Origin of the sequence: Morganella morganii H1r (assembly GCF_000633515.1) — a bacterium.
In the GTDB taxonomy this organism is placed as follows: domain Bacteria; phylum Pseudomonadota; class Gammaproteobacteria; order Enterobacterales; family Enterobacteriaceae; genus Morganella; species Morganella morganii_B.
Window position 1 is genome coordinate 28167 of the sequence record NZ_AYMP01000016.1, and the last position, 16769, is coordinate 44935.

The 16769-nt window shown below is 50.0% G+C and carries 13 protein-coding genes; 6 read left to right on the forward strand and 7 right to left on the reverse strand.

Going from position 1 to position 16769, the window contains the following annotated elements; translation table 11 throughout:
* The first annotated feature begins 121 nt into the window (after positions 1–121).
* From galU to U868_RS0109510, 3 genes are read left to right on the forward strand one after another with little or no spacing between them, the layout of a single operon-like run.
* Positions 122–1027, forward strand: coding sequence for a UTP--glucose-1-phosphate uridylyltransferase GalU (gene galU / locus U868_RS0109500; RefSeq protein ID WP_025153082.1), 906 nt, complete (start codon positions 122–124; stop codon positions 1025–1027).
* A gap of 22 nt (positions 1028–1049) precedes the next feature.
* On the forward strand, positions 1050–2393 hold the full coding sequence (locus U868_RS0109505) for a UDP-glucose dehydrogenase family protein (protein ID WP_025153083.1): 1344 nt from the start codon (positions 1050–1052) through the stop codon (positions 2391–2393).
* Positions 2394–2401: 8 nt separating this feature from the next.
* A complete protein-coding gene (locus tag U868_RS0109510; protein ID WP_025153084.1) occupies positions 2402–3415 on the forward strand; it encodes an NAD-dependent epimerase in 1014 nt (337 codons plus the stop codon).
* Between the two features lie 118 nt (positions 3416–3533).
* Here U868_RS0109510 and hns read toward each other — a convergent pair whose 3' ends face one another.
* Entirely contained in the window at positions 3534–3944 is a 411-nt protein-coding gene (hns, locus tag U868_RS0109515) for a histone-like nucleoid-structuring protein H-NS (RefSeq protein WP_025153085.1), read from the reverse strand.
* A 499-nt stretch (positions 3945–4443) separates the two neighbouring features.
* Between hns and U868_RS0109520 the strand changes: the two genes are divergently transcribed.
* Complete coding sequence (locus tag U868_RS0109520) at positions 4444–5046, forward strand: thymidine kinase (protein ID WP_025153086.1); 603 nt, start codon at positions 4444–4446, stop codon at positions 5044–5046.
* Positions 5047–5326: 280 nt separating this feature from the next.
* On the opposite strand, the gene adhE is transcribed toward U868_RS0109520, so the two are convergent.
* Entirely contained in the window at positions 5327–7987 is a 2661-nt protein-coding gene (adhE, locus tag U868_RS0109530; protein ID WP_025153087.1) for a bifunctional acetaldehyde-CoA/alcohol dehydrogenase, read from the reverse strand.
* 554 nt (positions 7988–8541) lie between these two features.
* Between adhE and U868_RS0109535 the strand changes: the two genes are divergently transcribed.
* Positions 8542–9189: a YchE family NAAT transporter gene (locus tag U868_RS0109535; protein WP_025153088.1), complete on the forward strand. Its 648-nt coding sequence runs from the start codon at positions 8542–8544 to the stop codon at positions 9187–9189.
* Positions 9190–9241: 52 nt separating this feature from the next.
* Here U868_RS0109535 and U868_RS0109540 read toward each other — a convergent pair whose 3' ends face one another.
* The 5 genes from U868_RS0109540 to U868_RS0109560 form a co-directional block, all read right to left on the reverse strand.
* Positions 9242–9967 carry an ABC transporter ATP-binding protein gene (locus U868_RS0109540; protein ID WP_029990956.1) on the reverse strand — a complete coding sequence of 242 codons (726 nt, stop codon included), beginning with the start codon at positions 9965–9967 and terminating at the stop codon, positions 9242–9244.
* The gene (locus U868_RS0109545) at positions 9954–10802 is read right to left on the reverse strand and encodes an ABC transporter ATP-binding protein (protein WP_025153090.1); all 849 of its coding nucleotides are present in this window, start codon (positions 10800–10802) and stop codon (positions 9954–9956) included. Before U868_RS0109545 ends, U868_RS0109540 begins: the two co-directional genes overlap by 14 nt.
* Positions 10795–11619 (reverse strand): ABC transporter permease, encoded by an 825-nt coding sequence (locus U868_RS0109550; protein ID WP_004238189.1) that lies wholly within the window; start codon positions 11617–11619, stop codon positions 10795–10797. Before U868_RS0109550 ends, U868_RS0109545 begins: the two co-directional genes overlap by 8 nt.
* Positions 11616–12662, reverse strand: a complete 1047-nt coding sequence (locus tag U868_RS0109555; RefSeq protein WP_025153091.1) for an ABC transporter permease — start codon at positions 12660–12662, stop codon at positions 11616–11618. The genes U868_RS0109550 and U868_RS0109555 overlap by 4 nt, the downstream gene beginning before the upstream one ends.
* A gap of 79 nt (positions 12663–12741) precedes the next feature.
* Positions 12742–14310 (reverse strand): ABC transporter substrate-binding protein, encoded by a 1569-nt coding sequence (locus U868_RS0109560; protein WP_025153092.1) that lies wholly within the window; start codon positions 14308–14310, stop codon positions 12742–12744.
* 741 nt (positions 14311–15051) lie between these two features.
* On the opposite strand from U868_RS0109560, the gene U868_RS0109570 reads away from it, so the two are divergent.
* Complete coding sequence (locus U868_RS0109570; RefSeq protein ID WP_025153093.1) at positions 15052–16683, forward strand: ABC transporter substrate-binding protein; 1632 nt, start codon at positions 15052–15054, stop codon at positions 16681–16683.
* Positions 16684–16769: the final 86 nt, after the last annotated feature.

Below are 16769 nucleotides of genomic sequence, written 5' to 3' on the forward strand. Positions count from 1 at the left end.
AATACTAAACCGCATTTACCCGGCACAGAGTATTTATCCCTGAAAATTAGCTGGTATACTCAGTCTCATTATTTTTTATAAATCGCGTATTTATTCTGTTTATGCGCATTGAGGATGATGTATGTCAGTGCAGAAAAATAAAGTACACAAGGCTGTGATCCCGGTTGCAGGATTAGGAACACGTATGTTACCGGCCACAAAAGCGATTCCGAAAGAAATGCTGCCTCTGGTGGACAAACCGCTTATTCAGTATGTGGTAAATGAATGTATCGCGGCGGGGATCACCGAAATTATTTTAGTGACCCACTCATCAAAAAACTCCATTGAAAACCATTTCGATACCAGTTTTGAACTGGAAGCCATCCTGGAAAAACGTGTAAAACGTCAGTTGCTGGATGAAGTTCAGTCAATCTGCCCGCGTCACGTCACCATTATGCAGACCCGCCAGGGCATCGCCAAAGGGCTCGGCCACGCGGTGTTATGTGCAAAACCGATGATTGGTGATGAGCCGTTCGCCGTGGTATTGCCGGACGTCATTATTGATGAGTACAGCACTGACCTGACGAAATTCAACCTGAAAGAAATGATCGCGCGTTATGAAGAACACGGCGCGAGCCAGGTGATGGTCGACCCGGTTCCGCAGGAAATGGTGGCAAATTACGGTGTGGTGGATTGCCACGGTGAAAGCCTGGCCGCCGGTGAAAGTAAACCGATGTTTGCCGTGGTGGAAAAACCGGAACCGGCCAAAGCACCGTCGAATATGGCTATTGTCGGCCGCTATGTCCTTTCTCAGGATATCTGGCCGCTGCTGGGGAAAACAGCCCCCGGAGCCGGTGATGAGATCCAGCTGACTGACGCTATCGCCATGCTGATTGAAAAAAATCCGGTGGAGGCGTACCGTCTGGTAGGCCGCAGCCATGACTGTGGCGACAAAATGGGCTATATGAAAGCCTTTGTCGAATACAGCATGCGTCATAAGCACCTGGGCCGTGAATTTTCAGACTGGCTGAAAACATTACAGAATTAATTATTATCGCAATAGGTGAACTATGAAAGTAACTGTATTTGGAATCGGATATGTCGGTCTGGTGCAGGCGACTGTCCTGGCGGAAGTCGGCCATGATGTTATGTGTGTCGATGTGGATGCAAAAAAAGTCGAAAACCTGAAAAACGGGATTATCCCGATTTTTGAACCGGGTCTGACCCCGCTGGTGAAGAAAAACTATGACGAAGGCCGTTTAAGCTTCACCACGGATGCGGCACTGGGTGTGGCACACGGCACACTGCAATTTATCGCGGTTGGTACACCACCGGATGAAGACGGCTCTGCTGACCTGCAATATGTCACCGCCGTTGCCCGCACGATTGCGCAGCATATGCAGGACTACAAAGTGGTTATCGATAAATCCACGGTTCCGGTCGGTACTGCGGATAAAGTTAACGCCACCATTAAAGCAACACTGGCTGAACGCGGTGCGGATATTGCCTATGATGTGGTGTCCAACCCTGAATTCCTGAAGGAAGGGGCTGCGGTTGCTGACTGCATGCGCCCTGAGCGTATTGTTATCGGCTGTGATAATGATCGTGTTATCGATATTATCCGCGAACTGTATGAGCCGTTTAACCGCAATCACGATCGCATGATCGTGATGGATATCCGCAGCGCGGAGCTGACCAAATATGCGGCAAACTGCATGCTGGCAACAAAAATCAGCTTTATGAACGAAATCTCCAACCTGGCGGAAATGCTGGGCGCGGATATTGAAAATGTGCGCCAGGGTATCGGTTCTGACTCCCGCATCGGTTATCACTTTATTTATCCCGGCTGCGGTTACGGCGGATCCTGCTTCCCGAAAGACGTACAGGCGCTGATCCGTACTGCCGAACATATCGGCTTTACCCCGCGTATTCTGCGTGCAGTGGAAGAAGTGAACGAGCAGCAGAAATACAAGCTGCCATCCTTTATCAAACGCCATTTCGGTGAAAATCTGGAAGGCAAAACCTTCGCGGTATGGGGTCTTTCCTTTAAACCGAATACCGATGATATGCGTGAAGCGTCCAGCCGTATCCTGTTACAGGAATTATGGGCTGCCGGTGCCAAAATTCAGGCGTATGACCCGGAAGCGATGCAGGAAGCTCAGCGTATTTTCGGACAGCGTGATGACCTGGCACTGATGGGTACCAAAGAAGCGGCACTGCACAATGCGGATGCTCTGGTTATCTGTACGGAGTGGCAGAGTTTCCGTGCGCCGGATTTCGATGCTATCAAAGCCGGCCTGAAAACCCCGGTTATTTTTGACGGACGCAACCTATATGACCCGGAACGTTTAGAAAATCGCGGCTTTATCTATTATGGTATAGGCCGTGGTGCTTCCATTAATCCGGTAATCTGAGTCTGAATATGAAAATACTTGTAACCGGCGCGGCCGGTTTTATTGGTTATCATGTCTCGCAGCGCCTGCTTGAGCAGGGGCACGAGGTTGTCGGTGCCGACAACCTCAATGACTATTATGATGTTAATCTTAAGAAAGCCCGTCTTGATCTGTTATTACCGCATCCGCAATTTCAGTTCTTTAAAATGGATTTGTCGGAAAAAGCGGCGGTCAGTGAGTTGTTTACCGCTCAGCAATTTGAGCGGGTGATCCACCTGGCGGCGCAGCCGGGTGTGCGGTACTCCATTCAGAACCCGATGGCGTATATTGACGCGAATATTCTCGGGCATATGAATATTCTGGAAGGGTGCCGCCATCATAACGTGGGGCATCTGATTTACTCCTCCTCCAGTTCCGTATACGGTCTGAACCGCAAACAGCCGTTTTCTGCCGAGGATGATGTGGATCATCCGGTTTCGTTGTATGCGGCAACGAAAAAAGCCAATGAACTCATGTCTCACAGCTATTCACATCTCTATCAGTTGCCGACGACCGGTCTGCGGTTCTTTACCGTTTACGGTCCGTGGGGACGTCCGGATATGGCCTTATTTAAGTTTGTGAAAGCCATGCTGGACGGAAAACCGATTGATGTTTATAACCACGGCAATATGGTGCGTGATTTCACCTATGTTGGTGATATTGCGGAAGCCGTGGTCCGTCTGGTGAATGTGATTCCGGCAGCAAACAGTGACTGGACGGTGGAAGAGGGACTGAAATCCGCCAGTTCTGCGCCGTACAAAATTTATAATGTCGGTAACGGTCAGCCGACCCGGCTGGGTGATTTTATTCAGGCAATTGAAACAGCACTGGATATTAAAGCCAATAAACATTATATGGATATGCAGGATGGAGATGTGTTATCCACCTGTGCGGACTCTTCCGAACTGTATAACACGATTGGTTTCTCACCGGATACACCGGTTAATTACGGTGTGCAGCAGTTTGTTGACTGGTATATGTCGTTTTATCACGGTAAAAAATAAATAACAGCGGCGGTTATAAGTATAAAAAAAGGAGGCAAACGCCTCCTTTTCTCTGTCCGGCTGTCCGGAAGACATAAAAAAGCCCTTCAGAGAAGGGCCTTTTGTCAGGTATTATCGCTTACTTGATTAAGAAATCGTTCAGTGATTTACCTTCGTTATCGATAGCCTGTTTGATAACAGCCGGTGTACGGCCCTGGCCGGTCCAGGTTTTATTTTCACCGTTTTCATCGATATATTCGTATTTGGCAGGACGCTGGGCACGCTTGGATTTGCTTGCCACTTTGCCGGTTGCCATAGACTGAATTAATTCTTCCGGATTGATACCCTGCTTCAGAATTAACTGACGGACTTCTTCTAATTTGCGGGTACGCTCTTCCTTTTCTGCCTGAGCCTGAGATTCCTCTGAACGGCGTTCTTCAACAACCGCAGTGAGCTTCTCAAGCATTTCTTCTAAGATTTCTAAGCTGCATTCTCTCGCCTGAGCGCGAAGAGTACGGATATTATTAAATGGCTTCAAAGATTCACTCATAATCCTGGTCTCAAATTAAATGTTGGCTGATGTATAGATAATAATAGATTGCTATTTAAAAATCTGCAATAGCAAATTTCGGAGTAAGGTTAAAACACATTTTTTTTAAAAGCAATTATTTCTGAGGAATAATAAGGGTCTTTTTGGTTTTTCGTTTAAAACTGATAAGGGGACGGGGTGAAAATGTGTTGATGTTCAGCATCTTCATAAAAAATGTTCATAAATGAGGTGGGGAATACAAATTATATTCAACCTTATCTTATGTAAAGAAACGTTATTCTTCGGCGCCTGCATAATGAAAAACAGGATAAAGCGAAGAATAGCCGATAACAACAGTGAATATCCGGTATGTAACCATGACCGGTGTGAATTTACGCGGACGATGAAATCAGGATATTGTGCATGCGATCACGGCATGTGTTAAATACAGATTGCGCTGTTTTTAACACTAATGTGTTAGTATTGTCCCGGATCTTGAATGTGTAAGGGGAGAGAGCCGGTGGCTCAGCTTTATTTTTATTACTCCGCAATGAATGCGGGAAAATCGACAGCGTTACTGCAGTCATCCTATAACTACAATGAACGCGGCATGCGCACGCTGATATTTACCGCAGAGATAGACAACCGCTATGAGCAGAGCAAAGTCACCTCACGTATCGGCCTGAGCGCGGATGCACGGGTATTTGGCCCTGAGACGGACATGAGTACTGTTATTATCCGTGAACATCAGCAGACGCCCGTACACTGCGTATTAATCGATGAATGCCAGTTCCTGACCAAAGCGCAGGTGGAACAGCTCTGCTATATTGTCGATGATATTGATATCCCGGTTCTGTGTTACGGGTTACGCACAGACTTTAAAGGTGAGTTATTCAGCGGAAGCCATTATTTATTAGCCTGGGCGGATAAATTAGTTGAATTAAAAACTATTTGCTATTGCGGGCGGAAAGCCAGCCGTGTTTTACGTTACGACGGGCAGGGCCGGGTGATGTCAGACGGCGCGCAAATTGACATCGGCGGTAATGAAAAATATGTATCCGTCTGCCGCAAACATTACAATGAAGCGATACGCGAAGCGAAAGCAGCAGAATATCGGTCATAAAGCAGGGAAACGTCTCTGTTATACAAAAAGTGCCGGACGTCATTGTCCGGCTTTTTTATATCCGGCTGGTTTTGCCGGCGATATCAAAAAACACCGCAAACAGTTTCTGCAGGAAAAATGACGGGTATTAAGTGAAATATTAAAAACCATCTGTACCGGAAAACAGGTACAAAGGTGAACAATTGTTCATACAAAGACAATTATTTAATAATTATTATGAGACAGATATAAAAAAGCCCTCCGGAGAGGGCTTTGCGGTTATTATTTACCGGATTGATGACTATTTCTTAGCATTTCGTCTGGCAACCGGTTTTGGTGCCGCAACAGGCACCGATTCGTCATAGGTGCGGCCGTAATAGGTATCCAGCATAATTTGTTTTAATTCTGCAATCAGCGGATAACGCGGGTTTGCACCGGTACACTGGTCATCAAAGGCATCTTCGGACAGTTTATCCAGTTTTGCCAGGAATTCCGCTTCCGGCACACCGGCTTCACGGATAGATTTCGGAATACCCAGGGACGCTTTGATTTCGTCCAGCCAGATCAGCAGTTTTTCAATCTTCTGCGCGGTACGGTCACCGGCAGCACTCAGCTGCAGATGGTCAGCAATCTCCGCGTAACGGCGGCGCGCCTGCGGACGGTCATACTGGCTGAACGCAGTCTGTTTGGTCGGGTTATCGGTCGCGTTATAACGGATGACGTTACAGATAAGCAGGGCGTTAGCCAGACCGTGCGGAATATGGAACTCTGAACCCAGTTTGTGGGCCATGGAGTGACAGACACCGAGGAAGGCGTTGGCAAACGCGATACCGGCAATCGTCGCGGCATTATGCACACGCTCACGGGCCACCGGGTTCTTCGCACCTTCGTGATAGCTGGCCGGTAAGAACTCTTTCAGCAGTTTCAGCGCCTGCAATGCCTGACCGTCAGAGAATTCGTTTGCCAGTACCGATACATACGCTTCCAGCGCATGGGTGACCGCATCCAGTCCGCCGAACGCGGTCAGGGATTTCGGCATGTTCATCACCAGGTTGGCATCAACAATCGCCATATCCGGGGTCAGGGCATAGTCCGCCAGCGGGTATTTCTGACCGGTGGTATCATCTGTCACGACCGCGAACGGTGTCACTTCAGAGCCGGTACCGGATGTGGTGGTGATAGCAACCATTTTCGCTTTCACACCCATTTTCGGGAACTTATAGATACGTTTACGGATATCCATAAAGCGCAGTGCCAGTTCCTCAAAATGGGTTTCCGGATGCTCATACATCACCCACATAATTTTGGCTGCATCCATCGGGGAGCCGCCGCCGAGGGCAATAATCACGTCCGGTTTGAAGCTGTTCATCTGCTCTGCACCTTTGCGGACCACAGAAAGCGTCGGGTCAGCTTCCACTTCAAAGAAAATTTCCACTTCCATACCGTAGGATTTCAGCACACGGGTGACTTCATCCACATAGCCGTTATTAAACAGATAGCCGTCAGTTACGATAAAGGCACGTTTTGCGCCGTCACCGGCGATCTCTTCCAGGGCAACCGGCAGAGAACCACGGCGGAAATAGATAGATTTCGGAAGTTTATGCCACAACATATTTTCAGCTCGTTTTGCCACGGTTTTGGTATTGATCAGGTGTTTCGGCCCGACGTTTTCGGAAATGGAGTTACCCCCCCAGGAGCCGCAACCCAGTGTCAGTGACGGAGACAGTTTGAAGTTATACAGGTCGCCGATCCCGCCCTGTGATGCCGGGGTGTTAATCAGGATACGTGCGGTTTTCATCTTCTCACCGAAGTATTTCACGCGCGCCGGCTGGTTGTCCTGATCAGTATATAAGCAGGAGGTGTGGCCGATCCCGCCCATTTCCACCAGTTTTTCCGCTTTTATCACCGCATCTTCAAAATCTTTGCCGCGGTACATGGCTAACAGCGGAGAGAGTTTTTCGTGTGCAAACGGCTCGGTTTCATCCACCACGGAGACCGCACCGATAAGAATTTTGGTCCAGGCAGGTACTTCGATACCGGCCATTTCAGCAATTTTCACCGCAGACTGGCCGACAATTTTCGCATTCAGTCCGCCGTTGAGCAGAATGATGTCCTGAACGGCTTTCAGCTCTTTGCCTTTCAGAATATAACCACCGTGGGTTTCAAAACGTTCTTTGACCTGCTCATACACATCATCCACCACAATAACAGATTGTTCAGATGCGCAAATCACGCCGTTATCGAAGGTTTTTGACATCAGAATAGAGGCCACCGCGCGTTTGATATCGGCGGTTTCATCAATCACGACAGGGGTGTTACCCGCGCCCACACCAATGGCCGGTTTACCGGAGCTGTAGGCCGCTTTCACCATGCCCGGCCCGCCGGTGGCGAGGATCAGGTTGGTATCCGCATGATGCATCAGGGCATTGGATAATTCCACTGACGGCTCGTCGATCCAGCCGATAATATCTTTCGGGGCACCGGCGGCAACAGCTGCATTAAGGACAATCTCAGCGGCTCTGTTGGTGGCTTTTTTGGCACGCGGATGCGGGGAGAAAATGATCCCGTTACGGGTTTTCAGGCTGATCAGCGCTTTAAAAATCGCGGTGGAGGTCGGGTTAGTGGTCGGGACGATACCGCAGATAATACCGATAGGCTCTGCGATGGTGATAGTGCCGAAGGTCGGGTCTTCCGATAAGATGCCGCAGGTTTTCTCATCGCGGTAGGCGTTATAGATATATTCAGAAGCAAAATGGTTTTTGATCACTTTGTCTTCAATAATACCCATGCCGGACTCTTCAACCGCCAGTTTTGCCAGCGGAATACGGGCATCTGCTGCGGCGAGTGCCGCCGCCCGGAAGATAGCATCCACCTGTTCCTGGGAGAAACCGGCAAACTCGCGCTGAGCTTTCTTCACGCGGGCAACTAATTCATTGAGTTCGGTAACGTTCGTTACGGCCATACAGATCACTCCTGATAAATTGTTAAACTTTTTAAGCAAATCAGCGGATTGATACAATTTGATTATAGCGGTGATATCTTCCGGTAACTAAATCGATTTTGCCGGTAACATAATGCAGATATGCCCGCTGATTTGCTTAAAAAGCCCGTCAGGTCTTTCTGTTTGCATTGTAGTTGAATCGATTCAACTATAATGAAAGCAGCTTAACATTCGGGGGAAATATTAAAGTGATCCGGGTCACAAATATATCAAGCTGACACCATTCAGCATGGGTCAAAACGGGAACATCACACCATGACGGGAATGATATCGGGTTTCAATTTCACAGAAGAACTGATGATTGTCTGAAATTCAGGCAGAAATAAGGCAATATAACTGTATCGGGTCAGCGGGAAGCGGAAAATATTCTGCGCAAAGCAATTCCTTTTCCTGCACATTCAACGGTATGATGTCTGTGTTAATAATCACATTTATAATTATTACAACTATCTGGCGATAGTCTGCTGTTATTATCAGCGGCTGTCACTGTATTATCATCAGGCTGAGGATCCTTTGTGGGCAACACGTTGCTGGATTTTTCCGGTTATTTAAAATTTTTTGTCGGCTTATTTGCCTTAGTTAACCCGGTCGGTATTCTGCCGGTCTTTATGAGCATGACAAATTATCAGACTGCCGCAGTGCGCAATAAAACCAACATGATTGCGAACTTTTCGGTGGCCGTGATTTTGTGCACATCACTTTTGGTCGGCGATAAGATCCTCATTATGTTCGGTATTTCCATCGAATCTTTCCGGATAGCAGGGGGAACACTGATTGTCCTCATTGCCATGTCCATGATCAGCGGTAAGCTGGGGGAAGATAAGCAGAACAAACAGGAGCAGTCGGAAACGGCGATCCGCGATAATATCGGCGTGGTGCCGCTGGCGCTGCCGCTGATGGCGGGACCGGGGGCGATCAGTTCCTGTGTGGTCTGGAGTGCCCGCTGGCAGGGCTGGCAGAACTTTCTCGGGCTGGCGCTGACCAGCATCGTGTTTGCGTTCTGTTGCTGGCTGCTGTTCCGCTCGGCGGGACTGTGGGTGAAATATCTCGGACAAACCGGTATCAACGTTGTGACCCGTATTATGGGTCTGATGCTGATGTCTTTAGGGATCGAACTGATTATTACCGGCATGAAAATGAGTTTTCCGGGATTATTGTCATAATCACGCAGTTCATTATTATCAGACGGGGCCAATGGCCCCGTTTTTACCTCTATCAGTTCTCCATCCGGTGATCGCCGCGCAGCAAGGCGGCGCGATCAAATTCCCGTTCAATCTTCCCGTTCGCCATAAATGCCGCCCGGTCTGACATATGGGCCACCACATCCGCATCATGACTGACCAGCAGGTAGGTCATGCCGTGGGCGGTTTTCAGGTGGTTAAGCAGATTGAGAATTTCCGCCTGAACGGACATATCCAGTGCGGATGTCGGTTCATCGAGCAGCAGGATCTGCGGGCGCAGCATCAGGGCGCGGGCAATGGCAATACGCTGGCGCTGCCCGCCGGAGAGCTGATGCGGATAACGCTGTGCCACATCCGGCGGCAGCCCGACAGATACAATGGCCTCTGCCACCCGGCTGTCGATATCATTTTCACGGTGAATGCGTAATGGTTCGGAAAGTGCCCGGTGAATGGTATGGAACGGATGCAGAGACGCATAAGGATCCTGGAAGACCATCTGCACATTGCGGCGCAAAGCTCCCTTATACCGCTGGCCGGGGTGGATATGCTGTGTCAGCAGTTGCACACCGCCCAGCCATTCCCGCTGCAATCCGGCGATCACCCGCAAAATGGTGGATTTTCCGCAGCCGGACTCACCGATAAGACTGAACGTCTCTCCGGCATTGAGATGAAAACCGGCCTGACAAACCACCTGCCGCTGTCCGAAGCTGACGGAAAGGTTATTAACCTCAATAATCGGTGCTGAATTATTTTCCGGCATGATGTGTCTCCTGAGTCAGTAACGCCTGCAGGGCGGTGCGATCCAATACCGGCAAATCGGTGCCGTACGTCTGTGCATCCGGGCGGCAGGTCCATAATGTGCGGGTATAAGGATGCGTTGCCTGCGGCAGTTGTGCGGCGGGCAGTTCATCCACCTGCTGACCCTGATACATCACCATCACGCGCTGACAATGGGCCGCGACCAGTGGCAAATCATGACTTATCAGCAGCAGCCCCATCCGGCGTTCCTCACACTGGCTGACAATCAGCTCCAGAATCTGGTGGCGCAGCCGGGCATCCAGAGCGGAGGTCGGTTCGTCGGCAATTAAGACTGACGGGTTGTTGATCAGCGCAATCGCAATCATGGCGCGCTGTCCCATACCGCCGGAAAGCTGCCCCGGATAGCGGGAGAGCGCCTGTTCTGATAACCCGGCGGCACGGGCCATTTCAAAAACACGGTCGCGGCGATCAGATTTGTTCAGTGTCTGATGGCTCAGCAGAGATTCCTCAATCTGCTGATACAGATTTCTGACCGGATTCAGTGCATAGCGCGGATCCTGCATGATCATGGCAATGTCATTGCCGCGCAGTGCCGCCCACTGTTTTTCCCGCAGAGACAACAGGGACGTCTGACCGAATGTCAGCGTATCTGCGCTGACCATCCCCGGTTTGCGCACCAGCCCCATCAGCGCCCTGGCGGTCATGGATTTGCCGGAGCCGGATTCCCCGACCAGCGCCAGCCGCTCCTGTCCAAGGGTAAAGGAGACATTTTTCACCACTTGTGCGCGGGGATAATCCACACACAAATTACGGACACAAATAAGCGGCTCAGTCATGTTGCGGCTCCATAATATCCCGTAAACCATCACCCAGAAGATTGAATGCCATACCGGCAATCAGAATGGCTGCGCCGGGAACAGCAGCTATCCACCACTGGTCAAAAATAACCTGCATACCATCGGCAATCATGGCACCCCATTCCGCCATCGGCGGCTGTGCGCCCAGCCCGAGGAAGCCCAGACCTGCTGCTGCCAGGATAATGGTGGCGAGATCCAGCGCCAGCCGGACAATCGCTGACGGCAGACAGAGCGGCAGAATGTGCCCCCACAGCAGACGCAGACCACGGATCCCCAGCATTTCCGCGCTGGCCAGATAATCGCTGTTGCGCAGATGGCGGATTTCACTGCGTGCCTGGCGGGCATAGGCAGGCCAGGAGGTCAGGGCGAGTGCCAGCGCGCCGTTAATCAGCCCCGGGCCGAGAATGGCAACAAAGGCAAACGCGAGGATCAGGCGCGGCATCGACATGACAATATCGGTAAAGCGCATCAGAATCGTTTCCACCCAGCGGCCGTAAAATCCGGCCAGAATGCCGATTAATAACCCGGCAGGCAGGGTGATGGCGGCAACCAGCGCAACCAGACCAAACATCGGGCGGGTGCCGTAGATCAGGCGGGAGAGCACATCACGCCCGTAGCTGTCGGTTCCGAGCCAGTGTTGTGCATCCGGTGCCAGCAGGCGCTGTGCCGGGTTTTGCAATACCGGATCATAGGGAGCGAGCCACGGCGCAAACAGGGCCACCAGCAGCAGAAATAAAATAATCAGGGTGCCCGTCAGCGCGGACGGAGATCGGCGGATTTTCGGTAGTAATGTCATGATTTCACCCGCGGATCGGTTAAACGCACAATCATATCGGTCACGTTATTAATAAAGATAAAGCAGATACCGATCACCAGGGTTCCGCCCATCACAGCAGTGGTATCCCCGGCAAACAAAGCGGCGGTCAGGTAACGGCCGATACCGGGCCAGGAAAAGACCGTTTCGGTCAGTACCGCACCTTCCAGCATTCCGGTGTAGGCCAGTGCTATAACGGTGATCAGTGTTCCCCGGATATTCGGCAGCACATGGCGGAACAGCACCTGCATGTCGGTATTGCCTTTGGCGCGGGCCAGCGTGACATACTCTTTGTTCATTTCACTCAGACAGGCGGCGCGTGTCAGCCGGGTGATCCCCGCCAGACAAAAATAAGCCAGCAGCGATACCGGCAGGATCAGGTGTGCCACCGCATTGGTAAATGCGCCGGGGTCATCTGCCAGCCAGGTGTCGATCAGCACAAAACCGGTTTTTGCCTCGACGGTATACTGATAGATATCATCCAGCCGCCCCGGACCGGGGCTCCACTGCAGCGTGGCGTAGAACAACAGCAGCATCAGCAGTCCCAGCCAGAAAACCGGTACCGAGTTGCCGAGGAGGGTCAGGGTGCGGATGATAAAATCAAACGGCGTACCGGCATAACGGGCGCATAACACGCCGCAGAGGATGCCGAGCGAAGCGCCGATCAGGAGTGAAAGTGTTGCCAGTTCGATGGTGGCGGGCAGGGTGGTCAGCACGCCGTCGAGCACGGGCTGTCCCATCGAGGAGGCCATGCCGAGATCGCCGTGCAGCAGGCGTTCCGCGTAATGCCAGAACTGAATATAGACGGGCTGATCCAGCCCCAGCTCCAGCCGTACCTGCTCATAGGTCTCATGGCTGGCGTGATCGCCGACAATCTGCAATACCCGGTCAACCGGGGAGAGAGCCGATAATGCAAAGGTGATCACCAGTAACCCGAGCAGTGTCAGTGCCAGAGTGAAAACGCCCTGAAGCGTCACACGCAGGGTATGGCGAAACAGGGTTCCGGCAGGGGAAATATCGGACATACAGCAGTTCCTGAATAAAAACAAAACACACAAACCCCGTCAGCAGTACTGACGGGGTGATAAACAGAAAATCAGCAGGTTATTTGGTGACTCTGTCGTAATACACCATGTCTGCGTTCAGTCCCTGCTGATAGCCTTTCACGTTATCACGCAGTACCACCTGGTTTTGTCCCTGTGCCATAAAGACATACGGAGAACTGCGCTGTAACTCTTCCTGCATGGCGGTATACATCTGCGCACGTCTGGCTTTATCCGGCTCGGCCACGGCTTTCAGTGTGGTTTGTGATAACTGAGGAATATCCCAGCCGTTCAGCCACGCAACGGTGCTGCTCTTGCCGTCATTAAAGGCGAAGGCGCTGGCATTGGAATGGGCATCAAAATAGTCAGGGATCCAGAAACGGATGGCTGCCTGATGCTGGCGTGCCCGTACGCGGGAATAGACCTGACTGCCTGCCGCCGGCAACAATTCCACTTTGATGCCGCCCTGAGCAAAACTGGCCTGAAGTGACTGGGCGATAGTGATATATGGTGGTTTGTTTTCCACATCGAGGGTGAAATGGGCATCTTTAATCCCGGCGTTTGCCAGAATCTCTCTGGCTTTGGCCGGATCAAATTTATACGGGTTATTTTCCAGTGCGCCCGGTAAACCGACCGGCAGGAAGCTCTGATGAATAAAATACTGACCTTTCAGTAAATCGCGGGTAATGCCTTCATAATCGACCAGATAACGGGCCGCTTCCCACAATGCCGGGTTTTTCAGCAACGGATTAGCACTGTTGCCGGTGTTGAATGCCATATAATCCTGCTCGGCGGACGGAATATTTTCCACCCGCACCCCGGCGCTGTTTTTCAGTGCCGCAGTCTGGTCAGCACCCAGTTCACGGGCAATATCTGCATCGCCCTGCTGAATCAGCAGACGGCGGGAAGCCGGGTCCGGCACGTTTTTAATAATAATGGACGGAATTTTGGCCTCGCCGGTGGAGACATTCGGGTTGGCAGCCATCACAATTGCCTGGTTCGGCTGATAGACTTTCAGAGAATAAGCACCGCTGCCGGCAGAGTGCATTTTCAGCCAGGCATTACCGAAGTCATTATTTTTAATATTCGGTGTCACCAGTTTTTCATCCACCACCGAGGCTATCGGGGTAGATAACAGATTCAGTGCCACGTCCGGGCTGATATCTGCGCTCCATTTTATTTTCAGGGTGCGGTCGCCGGTTTTTTCAAACTGCTGCCCGATATTCTCTTTATTCCAGCCGAGAATATTGAGAATAAACGCAGGCGATTTATTCATGACCACAGCACGCTGGTAAGAGAAAATAATATCTTCCGGGCGCACCGGGTTGCCGGAGGCAAATTTTGCATTCTCTTTAATCCGGACAGTCAGGGTTTTATTGGCAGCATCGGCCTGCCAGTCTTCCAGTAAAATTGCGTCAAGCTGTTCCGGATTATCACGGTTCGGCTGCACCAGACGCTGATATAAGCTGGGAACAGTCTGGATACTGGACAGTTCATTACTTTCAGCCGGATCCAGGCTGACGATATCATCCAGGCTCTGGACAACAATGAGGGTATTCGGTGGTGTGGCGGCAAATGCGGAGACGGAAAAGAGCAGAGCCAGTGACGCTGCCGGATATATTTTTTTCATATATTTCCCCTGAAACGCGGTGTTATTGATTTTTGTAATACTGACACGTTAAAAAAAACAGCGCTGTTTTGCAAAGTCTGTTACGTGCTTGTTTATAACTTTTGGTTATAGACAAAACTAATCATAGTCTGAAATTGCTGACCGGGAGATTTCACCGGCAAAAAAAGCGGAAAAACAGCAGTAATATAACAACGGGTTATCAGCTCATAAAAAATCACACTAAAAATGGCGCTGTACGGGCGGATACGCTAACCCGTGTCGTTCAGTAATAAACGGGTATAACAGATAAAGGTGGTTAAATAAACAACAGAAACTATATTTACCGTCAATCCATTATTTTCAGTGCTCACCAGGTTGATATTTCAGTGAAATTTTTTGCTTTACTCTTTTTATTTACAGTTGTTTTTTAAGTGGTTGTTAATATTTAATCAGTTAAAATTGTGATAGAGGCAGGGTTTTTATCTGGAAAAATTGCTTTTTGTTAATTAAATGTTTACTTTTTATCCCTGGCTGAGCAAAACAGCCGGATCATAAGCAGTCTTGGGTTAATGTTTTATTTCAGCGGCAGAACGGCACTGTTTGCAGATAAAAACAATCACTGCCCCGGAAAATGTACATCAGACCGGAAAACAGCACCGGAAAACAGGCGAAACCCGTCGCTGACGGCACTTATAAATAAAGCATTTGCGATTTTTTAATCACGTTGTTCATTTAACAGGTGTTATTCAGAAGGGACGGAAGATGAAAAAACACACTATGACTGTTTTCCTCACGCAGGCGCTGCTGCTGAGTGCATTCTCTTATTCCGCATGGGCGGCACAGGTTCCGCCGGGAACCAAACTGGCGGAAAAACAGGTTATTGTTATCAATAACGGTACTGAACCGGTATCACTTGATCCGCATAAAGTGGAAGGGGTGCCGGAATCCAATATAATTCTTAATTTGCTGGAAGGGCTGGTCTCTACTGACAGTGATGGTCATATCGTGCCCGGGGTGGCGGAAAGCTGGTCGTCCCCGGATAACCGCATCTGGACATTCACACTGCGGCCGGATGCGAAGTGGAGTGACGGCTCGCCGGTGACCGCACAGGATTTTGTCTACAGCTGGCGGCGGCTGGCTGATCCGAAAACCGCATCACCGTACGGCAGCTACCTGCATTATGCCTATGTCGAAAATGTCGATGACATTATCAGCGGTAAAAAACCGCCGGAAAGCCTCGGTGTCAAAGCGATTGATGACAGAACTTTTCAGGTTCAGCTGACTCAGCCGGTGCCGTATTTTCCGGATATGCTGAGCCATACCGCACTGAAACCGGTACCGAAAGGGGCGATTGAACAGTTTGGTGATAAATGGACATCTGCCGGAAAATTTACCGGTAACGGCGCATATACACTTTCCGCATGGAATGTGAATGAACGGCTGGTGCTTAAACGCAACCCGGCATACTGGAACGATAAAGAAAGCGTGATTGAACAGGCAACATTTCTGCCGATCCAGTCAGAAACCAGTGATATTAACCGCTACCGCGCCGGTGAAATTGATGTTACCAACAGTGCGGTTCCGCCGGTTTTATTTGCCAAACTGAAAAAAGATATACCGGCTCAGGTGCGGATCTCCCCGTATTTATGCACGTTCTATTATGAGATAAATAATACGGCGGCACCGTTTACTGACCCGAAAGTGCGCGAAGCCGTTAAACTGGGATTGGATCGCGATATTATTACTCATAAAATCATGGGGCAGGGGCAAATTCCTGCGTTTGGTTTTACACCGCATTATATTAACGGCGGCCATTTTACCACACCGGACTGGGCATCCCTGACACAGGAACAGCGCAATGAAAAAGGGCGCAAACTGCTGGAAGACGCCGGTTACAGTGAAAAAAATCCGCTGACCTTTGAATTGCTCTATAACACGTCCGATCAGAATAAACAGCAGGCAATTGCCGCCGCATCCATGTGGCAGAAAAATATCGGCGCGAAAGTGGTGCTGAAAAACCAGGAATGGAAAACATCCAATCAGAACCGTCATGAAGGGAATTATCAGGTCGCCCGGGCGACCTGGTGCGCGGATTATAATGAGCCGTCCTCGTTTCTGAACATTTTTCTGTCAGACAGCAGTAATAACACCAGTTTCTACCGAAATACCGCGTTTGACAGCGCAATGCAGCGCGCTTTACTGGCAACGGATGAAAAAACACGTCAATCCGCTTATCAGGAGGCAGAAACTCAGTTAGATCAGGACTCTGCATTAATTCCTGTTTATTATCGCGTGAGTGTCCGGCTGATAAAACCATCAGTCGGCGGTATCAGCGGCAATGACCCGCTTGATTATATGGATATTAAGCGCTTATATATGGTAGAAACACATTAATAATAAAAAATTTGCACTCACAGAGTGCGAAAAAAATGAAGGTGCGGCAGTTAAAACGAAAAGCACCTGATAAAAACGCAACAAAC